The 20,600-nt window shown below is 55.1% G+C and carries 15 protein-coding genes; 3 read left to right on the top strand and 12 right to left on the bottom strand.

Translation table 11 applies throughout. The features are described from left to right. Positions 1 to 879 precede the first annotated feature (879 nt). The 3 genes from BLQ82_RS01595 to BLQ82_RS01585 are packed head-to-tail and all read right to left on the bottom strand — an operon-like array spanning position 880 to position 7,023. Positions 880 to 4,362, bottom strand: a complete 3,483-nt coding sequence (locus BLQ82_RS01595; protein ID WP_074647616.1) for an AAA family ATPase — start codon at positions 4,360 to 4,362, stop codon at positions 880 to 882. After that, the gene (locus tag BLQ82_RS01590) at positions 4,359 to 5,882 is read right to left on the bottom strand and encodes a metallophosphoesterase family protein (RefSeq protein ID WP_244280668.1); all 1,524 of its coding nucleotides are present in this window, start codon (positions 5,880 to 5,882) and stop codon (positions 4,359 to 4,361) included. Before BLQ82_RS01590 ends, BLQ82_RS01595 begins: the two co-directional genes overlap by 4 nt. A gap of 4 nt (positions 5,883 to 5,886) precedes the next feature. Beyond that, on the bottom strand, positions 5,887 to 7,023 hold the full coding sequence (locus tag BLQ82_RS01585) for a glycosyltransferase family 4 protein (RefSeq protein ID WP_062526726.1): 1,137 nt from the start codon (positions 7,021 to 7,023) through the stop codon (positions 5,887 to 5,889). Between the two features lie 173 nt (positions 7,024 to 7,196). Between BLQ82_RS01585 and BLQ82_RS01580 the strand changes: the two genes are divergently transcribed. Beyond that, on the top strand, positions 7,197 to 8,591 hold the full coding sequence (locus BLQ82_RS01580; RefSeq protein ID WP_062526725.1) for an RsmF rRNA methyltransferase first C-terminal domain-containing protein: 1,395 nt from the start codon (positions 7,197 to 7,199) through the stop codon (positions 8,589 to 8,591). A gap of 844 nt (positions 8,592 to 9,435) precedes the next feature. On the opposite strand, the gene BLQ82_RS01575 is transcribed toward BLQ82_RS01580, so the two are convergent. From BLQ82_RS01575 to BLQ82_RS01550, 6 genes are all read right to left on the bottom strand, one after another. Continuing rightward, positions 9,436 to 10,236, bottom strand: coding sequence for a Cof-type HAD-IIB family hydrolase (locus tag BLQ82_RS01575; protein ID WP_062526723.1), 801 nt, complete (start codon positions 10,234 to 10,236; stop codon positions 9,436 to 9,438). Between the two features lie 117 nt (positions 10,237 to 10,353). Further along, positions 10,354 to 11,118, bottom strand: coding sequence for a pseudouridine synthase (locus BLQ82_RS01570; protein ID WP_074647613.1), 765 nt, complete (start codon positions 11,116 to 11,118; stop codon positions 10,354 to 10,356). A 2-nt stretch (positions 11,119 to 11,120) separates the two neighbouring features. Continuing rightward, complete coding sequence (locus BLQ82_RS01565) at positions 11,121 to 12,665, bottom strand: RsmB/NOP family class I SAM-dependent RNA methyltransferase (protein ID WP_062526719.1); 1,545 nt, start codon at positions 12,663 to 12,665, stop codon at positions 11,121 to 11,123. A 71-nt stretch (positions 12,666 to 12,736) separates the two neighbouring features. Then, on the bottom strand, positions 12,737 to 13,189 hold the full coding sequence (locus tag BLQ82_RS01560) for a DUF309 domain-containing protein (RefSeq protein ID WP_062526717.1): 453 nt from the start codon (positions 13,187 to 13,189) through the stop codon (positions 12,737 to 12,739). Then, a complete protein-coding gene (gene yjbM / locus BLQ82_RS01555) occupies positions 13,179 to 13,991 on the bottom strand; it encodes a GTP diphosphokinase (protein WP_074647611.1) in 813 nt (270 codons plus the stop codon). Before yjbM ends, BLQ82_RS01560 begins: the two co-directional genes overlap by 11 nt. Before the next feature lie 28 nt (positions 13,992 to 14,019). Next, positions 14,020 to 15,114 (bottom strand): quinone-dependent dihydroorotate dehydrogenase, encoded by a 1,095-nt coding sequence (locus BLQ82_RS01550; RefSeq protein ID WP_074647801.1) that lies wholly within the window; start codon positions 15,112 to 15,114, stop codon positions 14,020 to 14,022. Between the two features lie 211 nt (positions 15,115 to 15,325). On the opposite strand from BLQ82_RS01550, the gene BLQ82_RS31730 reads away from it, so the two are divergent. After that, positions 15,326 to 15,463: a hypothetical protein gene (locus BLQ82_RS31730; protein WP_167330823.1), complete on the top strand. Its 138-nt coding sequence runs from the start codon at positions 15,326 to 15,328 to the stop codon at positions 15,461 to 15,463. Here BLQ82_RS31730 and BLQ82_RS01545 read toward each other — a convergent pair. The 3 genes from BLQ82_RS01545 to BLQ82_RS01535 form a co-directional block, all read right to left on the bottom strand. Continuing rightward, a complete protein-coding gene (locus BLQ82_RS01545) occupies positions 15,460 to 16,896 on the bottom strand; it encodes a L,D-transpeptidase (protein ID WP_062526713.1) in 1,437 nt (478 codons plus the stop codon). The two genes, BLQ82_RS31730 and BLQ82_RS01545, sit on opposite strands and share 4 nt — an antisense overlap. Positions 16,897 to 17,084: 188 nt before the next feature. After that, positions 17,085 to 17,327 carry a ferredoxin gene (locus tag BLQ82_RS01540; protein ID WP_025705212.1) on the bottom strand — a complete coding sequence of 81 codons (243 nt, stop codon included), beginning with the start codon at positions 17,325 to 17,327 and terminating at the stop codon, positions 17,085 to 17,087. A 159-nt stretch (positions 17,328 to 17,486) separates the two neighbouring features. Further along, positions 17,487 to 18,779: a DNA polymerase IV gene (locus BLQ82_RS01535; RefSeq protein WP_074647608.1), complete on the bottom strand. Its 1,293-nt coding sequence runs from the start codon at positions 18,777 to 18,779 to the stop codon at positions 17,487 to 17,489. A gap of 160 nt (positions 18,780 to 18,939) precedes the next feature. Here BLQ82_RS01535 and cimA point away from each other — a divergent pair, with 160 nt between their 5' ends. Beyond that, the gene (gene cimA / locus BLQ82_RS01530) at positions 18,940 to 20,559 is read left to right on the top strand and encodes a citramalate synthase (protein ID WP_062526709.1); all 1,620 of its coding nucleotides are present in this window, start codon (positions 18,940 to 18,942) and stop codon (positions 20,557 to 20,559) included. Positions 20,560 to 20,600 lie beyond the last annotated feature (41 nt).

Here is a 20,600-nt window from a genome sequence, read left to right as displayed (position 1 = left end):
ATTCAAAGGTATTTTTACCTTTGATTGCGGCGATTGCTAGTGTCAAGAAGGTTGTGTAAGGAGAGTAAGTATCTTTTCGACACTTCGTTTGCTGGTTAGGTGGAATAAGTATAACTAATTTGCCTGAGCATCAAGCAACTCGGTAGGTTAAGTGGAAAAAGGTACACTAATATAGCCTATTATGCTCCACATAAGGAAATATTACTGAATAAAGTTCCCTTTTTCCACTTAAACCTCATGATTGTTTTTTTCTGAGGAAATTAGGTTTCCTTTTTCCACTTGGCCATCCCCACCGCCGAAATCAATGGCACATTTACCGCTCATTCCACCTGCTAGCTTACTCCTGGCGAAATCAAAGTATGTTTACCTCGTAGTCCCCTTGCGGCGCTCTAACAACCGATCTCTGCTGTTATTTCGCCTTCCCCCGCCTGACTCCGAATTCCCACGGGGCCGATTCAAAGAAAGTGAAGCAGTCTCAACTTGCCATAGTGCGTTTGCGTTCTGCGTATGGAATAGAATATGCTTTTTACCAGGCGAAACGGATAATCAGTCCTTTGGGATCGCCTACCTGGTATTTTCACTTTTGATTCAGGCGTTCCCCGCGGGCGAGGACGATTGAAAGGCATTTTTACTTTTGATTGAGACGACCCCCGAGGGCGAGGACGGTTAAACGGTTTTTTCACCTTATACTCCGGCGATTCCCACGGGCGAGGACGACTCACAGATACTTTTACCTTTAATTGCGCTGATTCCTGCGCGAGGCGGATTCCTGCGGATGAGGGTCCATTGGCGTTTGTACCTTTTTTCCATGCGGCTCTGACAAATGAGTTTTCTAAGGCGCTTCTTATCGCACGATGGTGAGATATGCAGAATTAGGCCCTAGACGGAAATCACCGACGCTGCGGGAATGATCTTAGCTGCCGCTTCAACCACATGCCGGTGGCAGGTCATCATGATAATCTGCCTTTTTGCGGACAGCTCGCCGAGCAGGGCGAGTGCCGCATGCAGCCGGCGTTCATCAAAATTAACAAACAGATCGTCGAACAGCAGCGGGAGATTCGCCTGCCGTGACATCGTCTCTGCAAGCGCTAGCCGGATAGCCAGGTACAGCTGCTCCGCTGTTCCCCGGCTGAGCAGGCTGCTGTCCAGCAGCCCCAGGTTTTTGTGCTCCGCTTTTAACTCCTTGCTGCCGAGTGTCATTACTACCCGCCGGTACTCCCCTTCCGTCAGCTTGGCAAAATACCCGGAAGCCAGCAGCAGCACCTGCGGCTGCTTCTCCTGCTCATAGATACGGCGCGTTCTGCCCATAAGCTCAGCCGCCAATGCTGTTACTGCATATTGGCCTGCAATTACCCGCAGCGCCGCCCGCTGCTCCTCCAACTGCTGGAGGACTGAATCATCCATCCCGCGCTCCAGCAAATATTCACGTTCCTGCAGCAGCTTGCCCCGATGCTGCAGCAAAGCATTGCGTTCATCCTCAATACTAACCGCAGTTTCCTCCGCAGTATTCCGTTCCTGGGCCAAAGTGTATTCATCATGAGTCTCCAGCAGTGTCAGCAGCCCAGCGGCGGCTTGATTCTCCCAGCCTCCGAACATGGCCAGCTCCCATTGACGGATCGATTTCGTGAGCTCGATGCGCTGCTGTACAGCCGATGACCGCCGCAGAAATTCCTCACCATCCTCAGCCCCGCCTTGTTGCAGCAATTCGCGGGAACGGCGTGACAGTTCCTCCAATTCCCTGCTGCTTACTGCCAGCTCTTCCTTAAGCTCCAGCAGCCGGGCGTTCATTCCTTCCCGGCGCAGCAGTTCCACCTGTAGAAGATCCCACTCCCGCTTTCTCAATTCCAGCCAGCTGAGAAGAGATAAACCCTCCGGTTCGAATTGTTGTTGAAGCGGAGAAGCGGAGACTGCGGTGGTCTTAGAATCCCAAAATGGATGTTCAAGACCGGCTGCCGCAGCAGCATTGGGCATAGCAGACCGGTCGGGGGCAGCAACACCGTCTGAGCTTCGAAAAGCTTGAACAGCTCCGGCAGAATGCTCTAATCCATTCACCGGGTCAAACGAAGACAAATTTTGGCGGCCTGCATTAGCAGGCGAACCCAAGTCCATTTCTACCCCTTCAATCTTCCCAGCTCCTGTTCCATTCCCAGCTTCAAGTCCGGCTTCAATTCCGGCTTCATTCATCAACGCTGATACTTCCCGCTCAAAGGAAAAGCACTCGGATTTCAAGGTACCCAGGCGCACAGTAAGCTTATGCTCCTGGCGCAGCAGTTCGTTGCCTTGTTCCACCATTGAGAATATATCGGGAAGGCCCTCTGGCGAGAGGCCGTCAGGCAGCTTGCGTTCACACAGCCATTCCTCATAGCGTCCGGCCAGCGCTGTGAAATCAGCCTCAGCCTGCTCTAGTTCTGCCGCGAGTGCAAGTTCCTGCCCCGTAAGCGAGTCCAGCTCAACCCGGCAGGCCTCCCGTTCGGCAGCCAGTTTTTCCACGCGCTGCCGCCATGCGTTCCAGGCGTCCATGAGCCTGCGCAGCTCTTTCATGCCGGCCTCCAGCCCGCTGGCGTCAGGGCTTACGCCTCCCGCCGGCCGCTGCCGCTGCCCCGGCCGGCCAAGCCCGCTCTCCGGCTCCGCGCCGGAGAGCAGCAGCCCCCGCAGCCGCCGCATCTCCGCTGCGGCTGCATCGCCCTCCCCGCCGTGCCCCGGCGGGGCCGCGTCCGCCCTGCGCTCCGCGCGCAGGGCCACCCACAGGGCCAGGTCCGCTGCGGCCAGCAGGCCGAGCGCGGCCCAGGCGCTGACCGGCGGTGCGCCGGTCAAGCGCAGCGCTGGCGGCAGCAGCAGCGTAAGCGCTGCGCCCGCCAGCAGGAGGCGCCGGTAGCGCTGCGAGCGGCGCCCGGCACTGCCGGTGCCGCTGCCTGCGGCACCGCGGCCGCGCAGCGGCTCTCCGCCGAGCTGCGCTTCGCGCCAGCGCTCGGCAGCCAGCTGCAGCTCGTCCCAGAGCTGCAGCAGCTCGCGCGGGCTGCGCGCAGCTAAGCCCGCGAAGTCGGCGGCACCGGCGGCGTGCTCGCGCGCCAGGGCCCGGTCTGCCGCCTGCAGCGCAGCGGCGGCAGAGGCCAGGCGGGAGCGCAGCGCCTGCCGCTCCGCTTCCCGGGCCTCCATGCGGCGGTCATACGCGCTGAAGCCCGCCGCGAAGCGCCGTGCGGCTTCCCGGTCTGCCGCCGTAGCGGAGAAGCCCGCCAGCTCGGCCATGCCCCAGCCTGCCCCAATGCCGCGCAGAATGCGTTCCAGATGCACTTGCAGCGCATCAAGCTCAGCCGCAAGGCGCTCTGCTTCGGCTTTTTTGTCTTCATAGCTGCTGCGCCGGCGGTCCAGAGCTTCGAGATGCGGTCCTTGAGCTTGAAGCCGTTCATCCGGCGGATGCTTTGCCAGTTCAGCGGCAAGCTCGTTGTGCTGCCTCTTAAGACGGAATACCAACCCTTCGGCATTCTGCACTTCTGCCTCCAGAGTCCGCCAGCGGGCGGCTCCATGCTCAGGAAAAGAAGCGATCACCGGAAGCTCCGCCAGCTCCAGCTTGGCTTCGCTCCATTTCAGCCATAGCTCGCGGATCTCCTGGGCTTTGCGCAAGTGAACGAGTCTGCCGGCAGCAATCCGCCGGCGGTCCTCCAGCTGCTCTAGCTGCAGCTCTACAGTTTCCAAAGCCGCAAGATTCTGGTTATACCGGGGCAGATAGGAGCGGCTTTCGGCCACCTCCCTCTCCAGCTTCTCAATCGACTGCAGGATTCTGGCTGCTTCCTGCACCTTCCCGCGCGGCTTGTAGAGCTTCTCCGCGTCCTGCTGCAGCCGCCGCTCGGCCCGCATTATCTCACCGCCGCCCCCCATGCCGGCATGGAACAGATAGCTGCTCATTTCCTCGGACTGCAGCGCGCCAAGCTCCTGCAGCTCATCCAGTGAGACAGCAAACAGCTGGCGGAACATACTGCGGGAAATGCCGCCAAGCAAACGCCGCTCCAGCTCCGTCTGGCTGGCTTCTTCGATTCTTCCGTCGGGATAACTAACCGTAATGTGCAGCTTTTCGCTTCTGCCCGGTGTCTCTCCGCCTGTCATATACCGGCGGATTCTCCACAGTCCGCCTGCGCTGTCACGCGCGGCAAGCATTCCGCCATGCTGTCCCCCTTGCGCAGGCTCATAGCGTTCCAGGGGATTCATTCTGCCCGGAATGCCGAAGAGCATAGCGCGTATGAACTGCAAGGTAGTGCTTTTACCGGCTTCATTGCGGCCATAGAGCAGGCTTACCCCGCTGTCCAGCTTCATTTCACGGTTATGCAGGCGGCCATATCCGCCAATCTGCAGCTCCTCTATTTTCACCCGGCATCTCCCCGTTCCCACCGGATAGGCTTCACCGCCTGAGTCCGTGCCTTTTGTTCTGTGTCGTGCTGTAACTCTTCGTCGTTCTTTTTCTGCATTATGCTTTCGGCCTCTGAGACAGGAGACATACTTAGCCCATCCGTCAGCATTCCGGCATCTATCTGGAGCTGTTCTTGGCGTATATTTTCTCCCATCCGGTTTTCTCCCCCGGCCGGCATGGTTTCAGCATGCTCATCCAGCCCTGCAAGCAGGGTAATTCCAAGCTCGGCTGCATTTCTCAGCCAGCCCAGCTTCTCCTCCGGTGAGACAGAAGCAAGGATCCTGCGCAGCTCACGGCTCTCCAGCAGCGGCTTGAGCGCACTGTCCATCAGTTCCTCGAATTCGGCAGAAGAATGTTCACTCCGCCCGGCCAGACGCAGCATTTCGCCAAGAAAGCTGTCCTCCTGAACCAGACGCCCGCGGTCAATGGCCAGTCCTGTTTCCAGTGCGAAGCCTTCGGTCCAGACCAGACCTGCGTACTCTTTGCGTTCTGCGCGCAGGGCCTCCCGCCGCTGCAATTCAGCGAGCAGATCCTCTGCTGCCCCCTTCCCGGCCAGCGCTTTATGCACAGGGCCTCGTCCGGTCAGCCGGAAGCGCACCACCGACATCAGCTCCGGATACTCGTCCCTGACCTCCTCCACGGCCTGTTCCACGGCCCCGGTCCACTGCGCTTCATCCGCCAAGCCGTCAATGGAGAGTTCACGGACATGCCAGCGGACCCCATCCAATTCGTGAAAATGGAGTGCTGCCTGACCTTCCCCGTTCACATCCACGACATAGCATCCTTTGGGGCCTGTCTCTTTGACACTGCGTCCCTGGATGTTCCCCGGATATACAATCGGCGGCTGCTCATTCAGAATACTGCGTTTATGTATATGACCCAATGCCCAATAGTCGTATCCGCGCCCGATCAGATCTTTGCGGCTGCAGGGAGAATAAGTCTCATGCTGGGGATCTCCGTCTACGTTCCCGTGCAAAAGAGCAATATGATACAAATCGCTTCCCGGTCTGCGTGTAAATTGCAAAGCTGTATTCTCTGTCACCTTGGCGCTAGGATAGGAAATTCCGCTGACTACAGCAACCTCCTGACCATCACTGCGGCGCCGCGCAATAGCTTGTCCTGGTTCACTGCCGCCGAATACGGTCACATGCCCCGGAGGCTCGGTGCTGAGGCGGGGCCCGTCCAGCGGATCATGATTGCCATGAATCAGGAACACTGCAATGCCGTGTCTCCCCAGCTCCTGAAGCGCGTCCTGAAAGCGCAGCTGCCCTTGCAGTGAAGCGTCTGAGATATCGTAGACATCCCCGCTGATGACCACAAAATCAACCTCTTCCTGAACCGCTACGCCAACAAGCCGCCCGAGGGCGGCGAAGGTGGACTCCCTTAAATAGGAGCGTATAGCCTGCGGGAGCTGCGCCAGTCCGGCAAAACGGCTGTCCAGATGCAGATCTGCGGCATGCAGAAAACGAAAAGGAATCATAGCCTCACCCTTTCGTTCCCGGCTGATACTGCAGATAGGTTTTTTTGAGCTCATTGGCTACACGTGTTAATGAATACAAGCTTTTCGCTTTATCCCAGGCCGAACGGGACAGCTCGTAGCGGTATCCGGGATCGCTGATCACTTTTTCCAGAGCATCCGCGAGTGCCACCTCATTATCCGGATCAACCAACAGGCCGTTTACTCCGTCTTCAATCTGCTCCGGAATTCCGCCTACATTGGTGCCTACCAGCGCCAGACAGCTGAGCGCCGCCTCCGCAAACACCGATCCGAAGGCTTCCGCGCGGGAGGGCAGCACAAAAATATCAAAGAACGGCATAAATTCTTCCGGATGCAGCGTATAGCCGTAAAAAATCGTTTCATTATAAATGCCCAGATTCTGTGCCAGCTGCTCCAGTTCTGCACGGGAAGGACCATCACCGATAATATGCAGCACATATTCATGATTGCGTTTTTTCAGCTCGGCGCAGGCTTTGAACAATGTGTCTATTCCTTTGGCCGGTACCAGGCGGGTTACCGTTACCAGCTGCGGGATGTCGTTGTCATGCGGCACCGGCTTAAATCTTTTCTCATCAAAACCATTCGGAATCACTCCGATTCTGTCAGGCTGGTCAATGTATGGGGCCAAGTAATCGGCAAAAGACCGTGACACCGTCATGAGCCGGTCGCTGACATGCTCCAGTTCGCGGTAAATCGAGACGAGAAATTTATGCTCCAGTCCGCCTTCAAGGATGGCTCCATTCAGAATCAGCTCGCGTTCATAGCTGGAGTGCAGCGTTTGAATCAGAGGAACCCCGGGATAGATTTTTTTCATTGCCAGTCCGGCAATCGGATGATGGGCATGGATCAGATCATAGTTTTTGCTCATGCGCAGCTTGGTCCACCATATATAATCTTTGTAGGTCTGAATATATTTTTGTACAACAGGACTTTCGCCGTAGAGGGTCCAGTCAAAGGTTTCAAAACTGACCTCTTCCCGCCCCTTGCCCCGGATGCGCTTGGGCAGCCAGAACAAATCCATGTCCCAGCGGCTTGAACGGAAGCGTTCCTGCAGATACGGAATCATAGAAGATACACCACCGGGTTGCTCCGGCGGGAAGAATAGCGCTTGCAGCAAATTCATAAGGCATTCCCCTTTACAATTGCCATTTACGATGAGACCCGGCAATTATGATATAGTTGTATATATGTACATTTACAGATACGCTTAGTTCCCACACCTTAATTTTATCGGTATCCACCTGAAACAGCAACTAATAAGAACTTTTTAGATTTTGACAAGAGGAGAAATGATGTATGAATGAAGAACGGCTCCCCGCCGCTTATACTGCCGCCATTAGAGAGATGCTGGGGCAGGAGGCGGACGCTTTTCTGGAGAGCTACACTGCCCGGCGGACCCAGGGACTGCGGTTCAATACGCTCAAAAGCAACTCGCTTTCAGGCCGCGCAGCGGCTGAACACGCAGCAGATCTATTCCCCCTGACGCCAGTGCCCTGGTGCCCTTCGGGATATTATTATGAGGAACCCGCCCGGCCGGGACGGCATGCTTATCATACCGCCGGATTATATTATATTCAGGAGCCCTCCGCAATGTCCGCAGCCGAACTGCTGGCCCCCCGCCCCGGTGAGACCGTGCTTGATCTTGCAGCAGCTCCCGGCGGCAAAACTACCCATATCGCCGCACTGATGCAGGGACAAGGACTGCTCGTTTCCAATGAGATTCACCCGGAACGGGCTAAGATTCTGGCGGAGAATGTCGAACGTCTCGGCATCTCCCACGCTGTTGTAACCTGCGCATCTCCGGGTGAGCTGTCCCGCCGTTTTCCGCAGGTTTTTGACCGGATTATGCTGGATGCGCCCTGTTCGGGCGAAGGAATGTTCCGCAAAGACCCTGCCGCCATCGGCGAATGGTCTGTGGAGCATGTAGAGATATGTGCGGCAAGACAATGGGATATTCTCCAGGATGCCTATATTATGCTGAAACCGGGGGGCAGCCTGGCCTACTCTACCTGTACTTTTAACCGCAAGGAGAATGAGGAGACTATATCACGGTTTCTGGACAATTACCCTGATATGGAGCTGATTGCTGAGAAGCGCTTGTGGCCTCATCTGGAAAAAGGCGAAGGCCATTTCGTCGCTTTGCTCCGCAGGGCTGCCACTGAAGACGGGGCGCCCAGCCGCAGTAAACGCAGCAGCGGGCGCGGAAAGACCAGCCGCAAGCCGGCTTCCACCGCCCGCGATGCCTACCAGCAATTTATGAGCTGGGCCTCCGGAGAGCTGCCGGGATTTACCGGGCAAGGCGTGCCTCTGCTCTTTGGAGAATCCCTGTACCTGCTGCCGGAAGCGTTCAATGCCAGCTTGCATACAGGCCTCTTGGAAGGGCTGAAGGTCCCCCGTGCGGGACTGCACATTGCCCATCTGAAGAAAAACCGCATTGAACCCGCACACGCCCTCGCTATGGCTCTCCAGCCGGAACAGGCGGCACGCAGCTACGATCTGGCGGCAGACAGTCCGGATATTCAGGCTTGGCTGCGCGGCGAGAGTCTTCCAGTTCCGCCCGATCTGCACGGTTGGACATTAGTTACCGTAGACGGACTTCCTGTCAGCTGGGGCAAAGCCAGCTCCGGGCAGCTAAAAAACCATCTGCCCAAAGGGCTGCGGATTCTCAAAGCCCATACTGACGGGCAATAGGCAGCTGAACAGCCCCTCACGCGCATATTGCGGTTCATTTAAGCATAATATAAATCAAGCGACCCTACACCCTCTTTAAGGGGGTGTAAGATCGCTTTTTTCTGCTGTGAATAAACAGCCCTCGGCTATTCAACAAAGGCAATTCTGCCGTTAGTTCCGGGCAAACCAGTACTCGGCGCTTCAGCAACAGCATTTCTGCCGTTGTTTCTACTCGTTCCCGCCTTCGGCGCTCCGATTAAAAAGTTTGCGTAAGGAGAGCACTTATCTTCTTGGCTGTTCGTTAGCTCGTTAAGTGGAAAAAGTAGGAGAAAAGTATCACTAATTTGCTTGAGCATCGAGCAACCCGACAAGCTAAGTGGAAAAAGGTACACTAAATCAGCCCGTTTCGCTCCATAGCAGGGAATATTGCCGAATTAAGTTTCCTTTTTCCACTTAAACCTCACAATTGTTGATTTCTGAGGAATTTAAGTTCCCTTTTTCCACTTGGCTTGCCACCACAGGGCTCCAACTATGGCACTTCTGCCATTGTTTCTGCACAAACCCAACCCACGGCGCTCCAATTATGGTACCTTCTGCCGTTGTTTCTGCATATACCAGCCCACAGGGCTTCAACAACGGCGTTTCTGCCGTCGTTTCCGGGCAAACCGACGTTCAGGTCCATATTCGTCCTTTAGTCGAACCAAAGAAAAAGACCCTTATCCCCTTACACATCCTATCACAACAGAAAAAACTCATAATTTCCTCAATAACTCAAAAATCCGGCAGGAGTCATTCCCGCCGGATTTATCCGCTTCATATCAAATTTAAAGAGGCCTCAACCAGAAGATCCGGACAGGAATATCCATCAGGACAAGCAGTACTTCACCAATGCGTCGCGCACGCCATGAGCATTGTTGCTGCCCGTGACCGCATCCGCTGCCGCCTTGACCTCCAGGGGTGAGTTGTCCATGGCAATGCCAAGGCCGGCGTAGGTCAGCATGGATATGTCATTATAATAATTCCCAATGGACAGAACCTCTTCCTGCGCAATCCCCAGCTGGGAAGCCAGATTCATCAGCGCATTGCCTTTGGAAGCATCCGGATGCATGAAATCAACGAAAAACTCCCCGCTGCGCACAATATTATATTGATGCGTCCAGGTGCTCCATTCGCGCTGGGCCTCGTCCAGAATATCCGATTTAGTGAATACCGTAAATTTGACAACCGGTTCGCGGAAATCCTCCCAAGCCGGGAGCGATGCAGGCGTAATCCGGAAATGTTCGTACATATACGTCGCTTCTTGGGTCAGGTTGGCCACATTGTCCACATACATGTCAAAAGCAGTATTCACATCATAATGAATATCACGCGCACGGCAGTAATCAATATAAGGGTCCAGTCCGCGGGCATCCAGCCCGTAGATATGCAGCACCTCACGGTCCTCCACCCGAACTGTAGCCGCTCCATTGTGTCCCAGCACATATCCGGCCAGCCCCATCTCCTCCATGAAAGGAATCGAATTCTGCGGACTGCGGCCTGTGCACAAGACGATTTGCCCGCCCTGCCGGGTTACCTCGGCAATGGCCTCCCTATTTTCCGGGCTTAGCTTGTGGTCGTCATTCAGCAGTGTCCCGTCCACATCCAGTGCAATCAGCTTGTATTTCATACCCCACCATCCTTGTCTTTCTTTATCTGTGTATATTTCATTTCATTGTATCTAAAATCTGTTAACCGGAGCAGCTGCTTTAATCAACCTGGGATAAAAATCCGGCTGTTCATCCTCTTAAGCTTCAGCCTTCCCTCCGCCCAGCAGCTTTAGCTCTTCGGCCGTCAGCTCCCGGCAGGCCCCGGGAGCCAGACGCTCATCCAGCTTCAGCGCGCCCATGGAGACTCTTTTTAGGAAAACTACTTTTTTGCCTACCGCCAAAAACATCCGCTTCACCTGATGGAATTTCCCCTCGGTAATTGTCAGTGAAATCTGCGACAGGGTCTTGCTTCCGCGTTCTCTGCCCAAAATGGTGAGCTGTGCAGGCAATGTCACATAACCATCCTCCAGCTCAATCCCGGCGGCAAAAGCAGCCACATCTGCGGCATCCACCTCGCCCTCAACCGTAGCCTCGTACGTCTTCGGTACATGCTTTCGGGGAGAGAGCAGCTCATGGGCCAGTTGTCCGTCATTGGTCAGCAGCAGTAAACCGACCGTATCCTTATCCAGCCTTCCGACCGGAAACGGTTCGAACTGTGCATATTCCGGCTTGAGCAGATCCAGCACTGTACGGTCCCGCTTGTCTTCTGTAGCAGACAATACGCCCGGCGGCTTATTCATCATCAGGTAGATGAACTCACGATAGACCACCGGCTCGCCGCTAACCTCGATTGTGTCGGCATAGGGATTAACATGGAAGCCGCTATCTTTGATTACGGCACCGTTCACAGTAATGAGTCCCTGCTTGGCCTGTTTGCGGATATCACTGCGCGAGCCTATCCCCATGTGGGACAGCACTTTATCGATCCGTTGTTTTTTGGAAGAATTTCCTGTTGCACTCATCCCTACGTCCACCTCCAGCCTGCGGGATATTCATTCTTCAGCATACCGTCCTGCCACTTGCCCCAGCCTGCGCTGTAACCGTCGATACAGACCAGCACATAACCCTTCGGAGAGCTGCCGGATCGTACCGATAAGCGTTCCGCAGGGATCGAGAGTGTCTCGCCCTTCAGATAGGAGACAGCTTCACCGCTGTTGCCCGGCAATGAAAGGCTGCGGATACTTTCGGCAGGATGCAGCGCAGTAGCAAGCGGATGTCCGGGAATGAACCGGCCGCTGCGGATATGCCCGGCATACCAGCCGGGACGAATTGTCTTCAGCCCGTCCAGCGCAGCCTTCGGCAGCGGCGAGATGTACAGATGGTCACCGAACAGCACCGGATAACCGGTAGGCTGCCAGCCCAGCTGTTCTTCGGCGAATACGGAATATGCAGCTAGTGCCGCTTCTTCTCCCATACCCTGAGACTGGCGTCCCGGAGCAGCGCCGCCGGATTTGTTCGCCGCGCGGCCTCCTTTACCCCCGCGTCCGCCGTCCGCTCTCGCAGCAGCGGCCTTGGTTGAGGATTGCGCCTTGCCCCCTTTGTTCCGCGGGGAAACAGGCAAGGCCTTGTCCCTCCCGTTCAGCTTCAGAACAGCGGCCTCTTCCGGAGAGGCACTGCTTCCGTCATGGCGCAATACGGCCATAAAGTGCCCCTCGCCCTTAACTTTATGCGGCCACAGCCGGGCTGCTCCCGGCAGCCCGCCAAGGCCTGGCGCAAATGATCCGGTTCCACCAACAGGAATAAGCGAAAACTCCGGATGGCTGGCTAAAAACTCCCCGATTATGCCTTCATTCTCTTCCATAGCAAAGGTGCACGTGGAGTAGACGAGCGCTCCTCCCGGCTTCAGCGCTGCTGCGGCTGAAGCCAGAATTTCACGCTGCATCGCCGCATATTTCAGCGGCGTGTCCGGCTCCCACTGCTTGACCATATCTTCATCCTTGCGGAACATGCCTTCGCCCGAGCAAGGCGCATCGATCAGGATGCGGTCAAAAAATCCGGGAAAAGCCGCAGCAATCCGCCCGGGGCTTTCATTCAGCACGATGCCGTTGCGGACACCGTACAGCTCCAGATTCTTCGCCAGTGCCTTGGTCCGGTCCGGATGCAGGTCATTGCTGACCAGCAGCCCCTCACCCTGCAGCTTGGCGGCAATCTGTGTGGATTTGCCGCCCGGAGCCGCACATAAGTCAAGCACCCGGTCGCCGGGCTGCACACCAAGCAGTTCCACCGGCGCCATGGCGCTGGGCTCCTGAATATAATACATTCCGGCATGGTAATACGGATGTTTGCCGGGTCTTGCCCCTGCTTCCGTATAGAACCCGGACGGGCACCAAGGAATGGGTGCAAGTGTAAAGGGGGAGAGTGCAAGCAGCTCCTCCACAGAAATTTTTAAAGTGTTGGCACGGATGCCGCCATAAGGAGTCTCTTGGTACGACTCCGCAAATTGCTCATAATCCGATCCCAGCATGTCCTCCATGCGCTGCATAAAAGTGCCGGGCAGCTCAACTGCCATGATGCCTTCCTCCAATAATCAAGGAACACCCCTGCGGGTGCTCCTGTGATAGCCTTGCTATTCATTATGCCTTATTTGCGGCGGGATGACTCCGGCCGCTGCGGACCGCGGCGCTGAGGGTGGCTGGGAACGATATCCCGGCCCGCAGCAGCCACTTCCTCTGCAAGCTCCGGGTCCAGCAGCTCAATCGTCAGATCATAATACCCGAACGGCTGCTCCGCGTAGGTTTCCAGCTTCCGCGCGTAATCACCAGCCTCGCCGGCCAGCTTGGCAAGATTAATGCCCAGGGTATCCGCAGGATACCGCTGCAGCACCTCATACGCCCGGTTCAGCATAATCAAGGCGCCGCGCACGTTGTTATTGCGGAAATGATACAGTCCTACCGCTGTCTGCAGCAGCGCCTTGTAGAGCGGGTCCTTGTCCCGGGCCAGCCACAGCTCTTCAAGCACCTCATGGCATTCAAAATAATCCCGGTCCCGGTTGAAATAGACCAGGTATGCCAGATACAGCCGTTCATAGGCCATCCGGCAGACTATCCTTTTTGGCATTCGACAGCAGTTCGCGCACATGTTCCAGCAATTCCTTCATTGCGTCCATATCCTGCGCCTGCCAGATCTGATTGAAGCGCTCCTGGCTCTCAATCGCTTCATTGACCAGGTGGTAGAAGTACAACTGGTGAATTGCCTTCAGCAGTTGGGTTGTTGTATTCGAATTTTCCTCAAAGGTTTTCTGGGCCTCCAGGATTTCTTCGCGGATGCTGGACATTTCGCTGTCCAGAATGGAGGCGGCTTCCGCAGCCGTCTTCAGACGCAGCCGCATTTCGTCGGGCAGACTTTCCCGGTATTTGTAGTTCAGGGAATGCTCGATGGTTGCCCAGAAGTTCATAGCGAGCGTGCGGATTTGAATCTCGGCGAGCACGATCTTTTGCCCCAGGGCCGTCTGCACCGGATATTTAATAATCATATGGAAGCTGCGGTAGCCGCTTTCCTTATAGTTGGTGATGTAATCCTTCTCATAGAGGACCTCCAGATCCTTGCGGGCACGGATATATTCCGCCACTCTGCGGATATCCTCGACGAACTGGCACATGATGCGGATGCCGGCAATATCCTCGATTCCCGTTTCCAGATCCTCCATTTTTACATTTAAGCGCTGGGCCTTCTCCAAAATGCTTGACAGCCGCTTGACGCGTCCGGTTACGAACTCAATCGGTGTGTATTCTTCTCTTTTTTTAAGCTCCGAGCGCATCGTTTTGAATTTAACCTTCAATTCCTCCACAGTTTGTTCATATGGAAGCAAAAATGTTCCCCAGTCCCTGACGTCCATCGCCTTCGTCCTCCTGTCCATTCATCCTTCAGTGATGATCAGCGCCCACCGCTTCTAGGATATGAGAGAATCCGTCCCGCCGCAGCAGCTTCCGTAATCCGGCATGCACTTTGCGGTTAACCTCTGGTCCTTCATAGATGAGAGCTGTATAAATTTCGACCAGACTCGCGCCTGCCCGGATCTTGTCATATGCGTCCTGGCCGGTAAAAATACCGCCTGAACCGATAATCGGCAGCTTGCCGCCCGTCTGGCGGTAAATCCTGCTGATAATTTCAGTCGAACGGTCGCGCAGCGGTTTCCCGCTTAGGCCGCCTGTCTCGCCTGCCTTGTCACTCCGCAGCCCTTCACGGCTGAGCGTGGTATTGGTGGCAATCACACCGTCCATTCCGGCCTCAGCGATCGTATGTACCATATATTCCAGTTCGCCGTCACTGACGTCAGGTGCGATTTTGACCAGCAGGCTTTTGGCAGCGCCGCTCTGCTTATGCTGAAGCTCCATTTCCTCCTTGACCTGCGCCAGAAGGTTCGACAACTCGCTGCCGTGCTGAAGACTGCGCAGATCCGGCGTATTCGGCGAGCTGATATTAACCACAAAAAAATCACCGTACGGATAAAGCGTACGGATACACTGGCGGTAATCCTCATGCGCGGATTCATTCGGCGTCGTTTTGTTGCGTCCGATGTTCACAGCCACCGGAATTCTGCGTTTCTTAATCGCCTTCAGCCGTCCCGCCATGGCTTCGGCGCCTTTATTATTGAAGCCCATCCGGTTGATCAGCGCTTCGTCCGGCAGCAGCCGGAACAACCGCGGACTGTCATTGCCCGGCTGGCCCTTCGGTGTGACAGTGCCCACTTCCATAAAACCAAAGCCGATGGAAGAGAACCCGCCCACCGCTTCAGCGTTCTTATCAAGGCCTGCCGCAAGTCCCACCGGAGTCGGGAAATGCAGGCCGAACAGATCCACCGCAAGGTCGGCTGTTTCGGGAACGCCGTACATAAGCCGCATAGCCGCACTCCCGCCAGGCACCAGATCTGATTTGTTCAGTCCGCCTATGACGAGATGGTGCGCTTTCTCCGGGTCCATTTTAAAGAAAATAGGTTTGCCTAAATGTCGATACAGCACCGTTCTCGCTCCTTCAAGGGAACCCTTAAGTGATGTCAGGTGAATCCCCGATTCTGTAGGTTTCTTCTTAATTTTAGCCGTTTCCGGGGGAAAAGAAAAGTTTTTTACCGGGCGGTGCTTCCCGGTGAAACCCAGAGTATAGTATTTTTCTTGTAAACGCATTACAATGTAAGGGTAATCAACGATAAAGAGAGAAAGAAGGATGGCCAATATGTCTACAAAGCGCAAACCCCCGACACTGCAGCAGAAGAAAGAAGAAGTCAACCGCAAAGCAATCCTATGGATCAGTGTCAGTCTGGTGCTTCTGATTCTTCTAATTATTGTGTTGTTTATTGTTGCCGGAAATTAATTGAGCCAATGGTAGACTTTGTTGGGGTTGGTCTGATCCAGCGGTGTGCGTGACGGGTAACGCTCCCCGGGCAGCAGCAGTTCGTCAGGCAGAACCCCTTTACTAATTTGGACCTTCGTCCCCATCGGCACCATTGCGAACAGCTCCTCCACATCCTCGCGTTTCATCCGGATACAGCCCAGTGACTCATCCTTGCCGATGCTGTCCGGCTCATTCGTGCCATGAATGGCATAATTGGTATCCGAGAGTTGCATGCCGCGGCTGCCGAACTCCCCATTGTCATGCCCGTTCGGATTGACCACCTTGTCAGAGATCACAAACTCCCCTTCCGGCGTCTTCCCGCCCCCAAGGCCAACCGCATAGTTCCTTAGAATGATATTGCCGCTGGTAACTGCCAGGCGGTGATTTTGTTTATCCACAATAATGGCAAGCGGCTGGCTAAAAAAGGGCGGCTGCCCCTTGCTCCGGTTGGCCGTATCTTCCACACTGCCGTTTCCTCCAGCTGCAGCTGTACCGTCTGGTGACGCAGCCGGGGAAGGCTGCGCCGAAGCCTGGAGCGGCTGCTGGGCAGAGGCCGCGCGTAAGGCGGCGAACTCCTGTTTCATGAGCGGCGTTGTTCCGCCCAGAATATTCCCCGGAAAAGGCCGGGTCAGCTCCTTCAGCGATTCCGGCGGCTTACCCTTGCTGCTGTTGTAGGAATGTATCGCACTCCATAGCGCTGCCAGCTCTTCCTGCTTCTCCTGCCAGAGCTCCGCCTGCTTCTTCAGCCCGCCGGCTTCCGGCGGTTCGCAGGCACAGACAGCCGGATTATAAGACTGGTAGACAATCTTCCCCTTGCGGCTCTGCTCCAATGTAGCCACAAGCGGCAGGTGCTTCTTCCAGATGAGCCATCGCCCTGACTTTTTCATGGCCAGCACAGCGGTTTGGGAAGGCGCCTTCTGGCTCTTCAGGATTGCAGCCAATGCCTGGCCTGCTGAAGCTGCATCTTCACCGGCTGCCGTAAACGCCAAGACATCCGGGACCGAAGGTGCCTCTTCATCAGCCGGCTCTGCTGCGACAGGCTCTTCGAGATCCCCGGCAGCAGCCTCCGGGACTGAAAACCCGGATTTGTCCAAATTCACACCAGGGGCTACTGCCGACGGGATCAGCATGAGCAGCAGGAGGAGCAGCACCAGCAATCCCCGGCGCAGCCTCAGCCTGGACTCATGCCGCTGCCGATTTTCCCGGATCAGCCCTTCCTCATATTCCCGGAGCATTTCCGCCGGTACCTTGCTGTGCTCAAAAGCTTCATACACTTCACCTGCCTGGTTGAAGCAGTAATTCGCTTTTCCATGCTGTCCGTTCTTATAATATTCCTTACCAAGCAAGTACCATGCCATCTTGTTATCGGGATGCATCTGAACATAGACTTTGAGATGCTGCGAGTTTTTCATCGGGGCCTCCGCGGATTGTGGAATACTCAATCTTTATATTTTATATCGGCACGCTCATGAAAAAAAGACATCCCCAGCCGCATTTATCGCAGCAAAAGGAATGTCTTTATGGAAATATAAGGATTAGAAATAAGGTTTACCTCATTTCTAATCCTTATATTTTGCGCAGATACGAATAACCCGGAGGTTTAGCCTTCTTTGTTAAAAGGTGCGTCTGCAATTTTGATGGAGTCCGTAGGACATCCGTCGGCAGAGTCCTGCAGATCATCGAACAAGTCGTCGGGAATCGCGGTCACCCCGTGGTTGCCGTCGTTTTCGTAGATCACTTCCGCCAAACCTTCATCATCATAATCAAAAATATCAGGGGCCGTTGCGCCACAAGCACCGCATGCGATGCAGGTATCTTTTTCGACCCAAGTGTATTTAGCCATTTCTTCTCTGCCTCCCGTTGAACAATACAGACCTGTTGCAGCAGCCTGTTATTTTGTCATATTAATATAAATAGAAAACAATTTCAATGGATTTTCAGTTCGTTTCCAATTTTGACGCATCTTGCGGATTGGCAATCAGCCGATGGGATAGGACTTAAATCACTCCTCCGCAGGGCCCGTCTTGTGAAGATTATCCTTTTGCAGGGAGGTTCCCCGCTCCTTGTGGTTGCGCAGGCGCGCCGAATGGCTGTCGCTCAGCATACCGGCCGTAAGGACTGCGTTCTCGCCGAACTTATTGCGCAGCATGTCCATCGTTTGGTTAAGCGACTCCTTCTTGGGCTGGCGTTCATAATTGAACAGATCCAGCTGGATGGCAGAGTCCTCTTTGGCGGTCAGCCCTTGCAGCGTAACGCCCAGCAGCCGAACCGGTTTGTCACCCTTCCAGTGCCGGGCGAACTGGTCACATGCCGTCTTGTAAATATCCTCGGCGCTCTCCGTAGGCGTCTCCAGCTGGCGCGAGCGCGTGATCGTCTTCATATCCGGCGTACGGATGGTGAGCTGTACCCCAGACGCCACCAATCCCTGCTTCCGCAGGCGCCGGGCCACCTGATCGCTCAGATTCAGCAGAATCGGCCTTGCTTCAGCCAGCCCGACGACATCGCTCGGAAGTGTCGTGGTATGCCCGATGGACTTGCTCTGCTCCCTTTCCGGATTCACCACGCCATGATCAATGCCGTTCCCTGCCCGCTTCAGCCAGGAACCCATCACCCCGAAATGCTCCACGAGCATCCGTTCATCCGCTGCCGCCAGCTGTCCGATGCTGTAGATGCCGAGCTTCCGGAGCTTCTCTGCGGTTTTGCTTCCGATCCCGAACATCTCGTTGCAAGGCTTGTCCCATAGAATATCCGGCACGTCGCGCAGCCGCAGGATAGAGATGCCATTCGGCTTCTTCAGATCGGAAGCGATCTTCGCCAGCAGCTTATTGGGGGCGATACCGATGGAGCATGGCAGCCCAAGCTCTTCCATAATGCGCCGCTGAATACCTTCGGCAATCTCCAGCGGGGTCCCGAATTGGCGTGAACCGGTAATATCCAGATAACATTCATCTATCGAGACAGCTTCCAGCAGAGGAGTATAACTGTAGGCTATCTGCATAAAAGCATTAGAGTACTTGCGGTAGAGATGAAAATTCGGCTTAATCAATAGAAGCGAAGGGCAAATGCGCAGTGCTTTTTGCACCTGCATCCCTGTGGAAATCCCCAGTCTGCGCGCTGCATAGGAGCAGGTCACAATAATCCCCCTGCGGAGCTCCACGCTGCCGGCAACCGCCGTTGCTTTTCCTTTATATTGGTCCGGGTCTTCCGCCTCATGTACAGAGCAGTAAAAAGCATTCATATCCACATGCAGAATCACCCTGCCGCTTGCCGGATAATATTGATCCACATTCTGCACAATATCTACCTTCTTATCTTAGGGTTTCCATTGTTGGTTTCAGCATACCTCTTCTCCCGGCGCAAGGTCAACCAGGTGTTCATCCCCCTAAAGTTCTTTGTTACATTCCCGCGTAAAAATGCTATAATATAAAAATTCAAAAACTTTTAGGAGGACTCTCATGTCTAAGTCCATTTCCATCTTCGATACGACGTTGCGTGACGGCACCCAAGGTGAAGGCATCAGTCTGTCGGCAGATGACAAGCTGAAGATTGCCAAGAAACTCGATGATCTGGGTGTGCATTATATTGAAGGTGGCATCCCGGGGAGCAACAACAAGGACATTGAGTTTTTCAAAAGAGTCAAGGAACTGCATCTGCATGCCAAAATCACCGCATTCGGCAGCACCCGGCGCAAGAATTCCAGCACCGAGCATGACGAGAACCTGCAGCGGATGATTGATGCCGGTGTTCCGGCGGCTACTCTGGTCGGGAAGTCATGGGACTTCCATGTTCACACCGCACTGCAGACTACCCTTGAAGAGAATCTTGCCATGATCGGCGAGTCCATTGCCTATCTGAAGCGCAAAGGCCTTGAGGTCATTTTCGATGCAGAGCACTTTTTCGACGGTTATAAGAACAATCCCGAATATGCAGCTGCCGTCCTGGGAGCGGCCCGTGAAGCCGGTGCGGATTGGCTGGTCATGTGCGATACGAACGGCGGAACCCTTCCGAATGAAATTCAGGAGATTGTATCCGGCATAGCTCTTCAGCTGCCTGGCGCCCCGCTCGGCATTCATACCCATAACGACTGCGAGCTCGCAGTCGCGAATGCACTCAGCGCCATCAGCGCGGGTGCACGGCAGGTGCAGGGTACAATCAACGGTTACGGTGAACGCTGCGGAAATGCCAACCTGTGCTCGATCATCCCTACCCTGCAGCTCAAAATGGGGTATCACTGCATCCCCGGTGATTCCTTGCCTCAGCTAACGAATACAGCCCACTATATCAGTGAAGTGGCCAATGTGAACCTGCCGGTGAATCAGCCTTATGTAGGCAATGCCGCGTTTGCGCACAAAGGCGGCATCCATGTATCGGCCATTCTGCGTGATTCCCGCACCTATGAGCATATCGCTCCCGAGCTTGTGGGCAACAAGCAGCGGGTGCTGGTCTCCGAGCTGGCGGGCCAGAGCAATGTCCTGTCCAAAGCACAGGATATGGGCTTAAGCCTCGACCCAAGCAGCGAGCAAGCCCGCAAGGTGATCGACAAGATCAAAAATCTGGAGCATCAGGGCTATCAGTTCGAAGGTGCAGACGCCTCTTTGGAACTGCTGCTGCGCGAAGCCACCGGCGAGATGAACGAGCTGTTCACCTTTGAATCCTTTAAGATGCTTGTGGAAAAGACCGCCGGAAGCCCCGTTGTCTCCGAAGCCTTTGTTAAACTCAGAGTCGGCGGAGATAATCTCTATACCGCTGCCGAAGGCAACGGTCCGGTCAATGCGCTGGATAACGCGCTGCGCAAGGCGCTGCTGACTTACTTCCCGCAACTGAAAGACATGCATCTCTCCGACTACAAGGTGCGGGTGCTTGACGAGAAGGATCAGACCGCCGCGAAGGTTCGCGTATTAATCGAATCCAAGGACTACAGCGACACCTGGAGCACTGTCGGGGTATCCAGCAATGTGATTGAAGCAAGCTGGGAAGCGCTGGTGGACAGTATGCGCTATGCCCTTCTGGGCCAGATTTCGCTGGAGAATGACACGGAAGTAAGCAGAGCGCCCAGAGGACTCGTCAATCACTAATTTAGAGGATATAGTCTATATTTCAAGACAAAGCCCCTCGC

The sequence above is a fragment of the Paenibacillus jilunlii genome, from assembly GCF_900102965.1.
In the GTDB taxonomy this organism is placed as follows: Bacteria; Bacillota; Bacilli; order Paenibacillales; family Paenibacillaceae; genus Paenibacillus_AQ; species Paenibacillus_AQ jilunlii.
The sequence above is the reverse complement of the archived record's forward strand: the minus strand, read 5'-3'. Positions and strand labels throughout refer to the sequence as shown.

Bases quoted from the DNA above. Each gene is read 5' to 3' on its own strand.
- BLQ82_RS01590 (WP_244280668.1), bottom strand. From the start codon at position 5,882: ATGATTCCTTTTCGTTTTCTGCATGCCGCAGATCTGCATCTGGACAGC.
- BLQ82_RS01585 (WP_062526726.1), bottom strand. From the start codon at position 7,023: ATGAATTTGCTGCAAGCGCTATTCTTCCCGCCGGAGCAACCCGGTGGT.
- BLQ82_RS01580 (WP_062526725.1), top strand. From the start codon at position 7,197: ATGAATGAAGAACGGCTCCCCGCCGCTTATACTGCCGCCATTAGAGAG.
- BLQ82_RS01575 (WP_062526723.1), bottom strand. From the start codon at position 10,236: ATGAAATACAAGCTGATTGCACTGGATGTGGACGGGACACTGCTGAAT.
- BLQ82_RS01570 (WP_074647613.1), bottom strand. From the start codon at position 11,118: ATGAGTGCAACAGGAAATTCTTCCAAAAAACAACGGATCGATAAAGTG.
- BLQ82_RS01565 (WP_062526719.1), bottom strand. From the start codon at position 12,665: ATGGCAGTTGAGCTGCCCGGCACTTTTATGCAGCGCATGGAGGACATG.
- BLQ82_RS01560 (WP_062526717.1), bottom strand. From the start codon at position 13,189: ATGGCCTATGAACGGCTGTATCTGGCATACCTGGTCTATTTCAACCGG.
- yjbM (WP_074647611.1), bottom strand. From the start codon at position 13,991: ATGGACGTCAGGGACTGGGGAACATTTTTGCTTCCATATGAACAAACT.
- BLQ82_RS31730 (WP_167330823.1), top strand. From the start codon at position 15,326: ATGTCTACAAAGCGCAAACCCCCGACACTGCAGCAGAAGAAAGAAGAA.
- BLQ82_RS01545 (WP_062526713.1), bottom strand. From the start codon at position 16,896: ATGAAAAACTCGCAGCATCTCAAAGTCTATGTTCAGATGCATCCCGAT.
- BLQ82_RS01540 (WP_025705212.1), bottom strand. From the start codon at position 17,327: ATGGCTAAATACACTTGGGTCGAAAAAGATACCTGCATCGCATGCGGT.
- cimA (WP_062526709.1), top strand. From the start codon at position 18,940: ATGTCTAAGTCCATTTCCATCTTCGATACGACGTTGCGTGACGGCACC.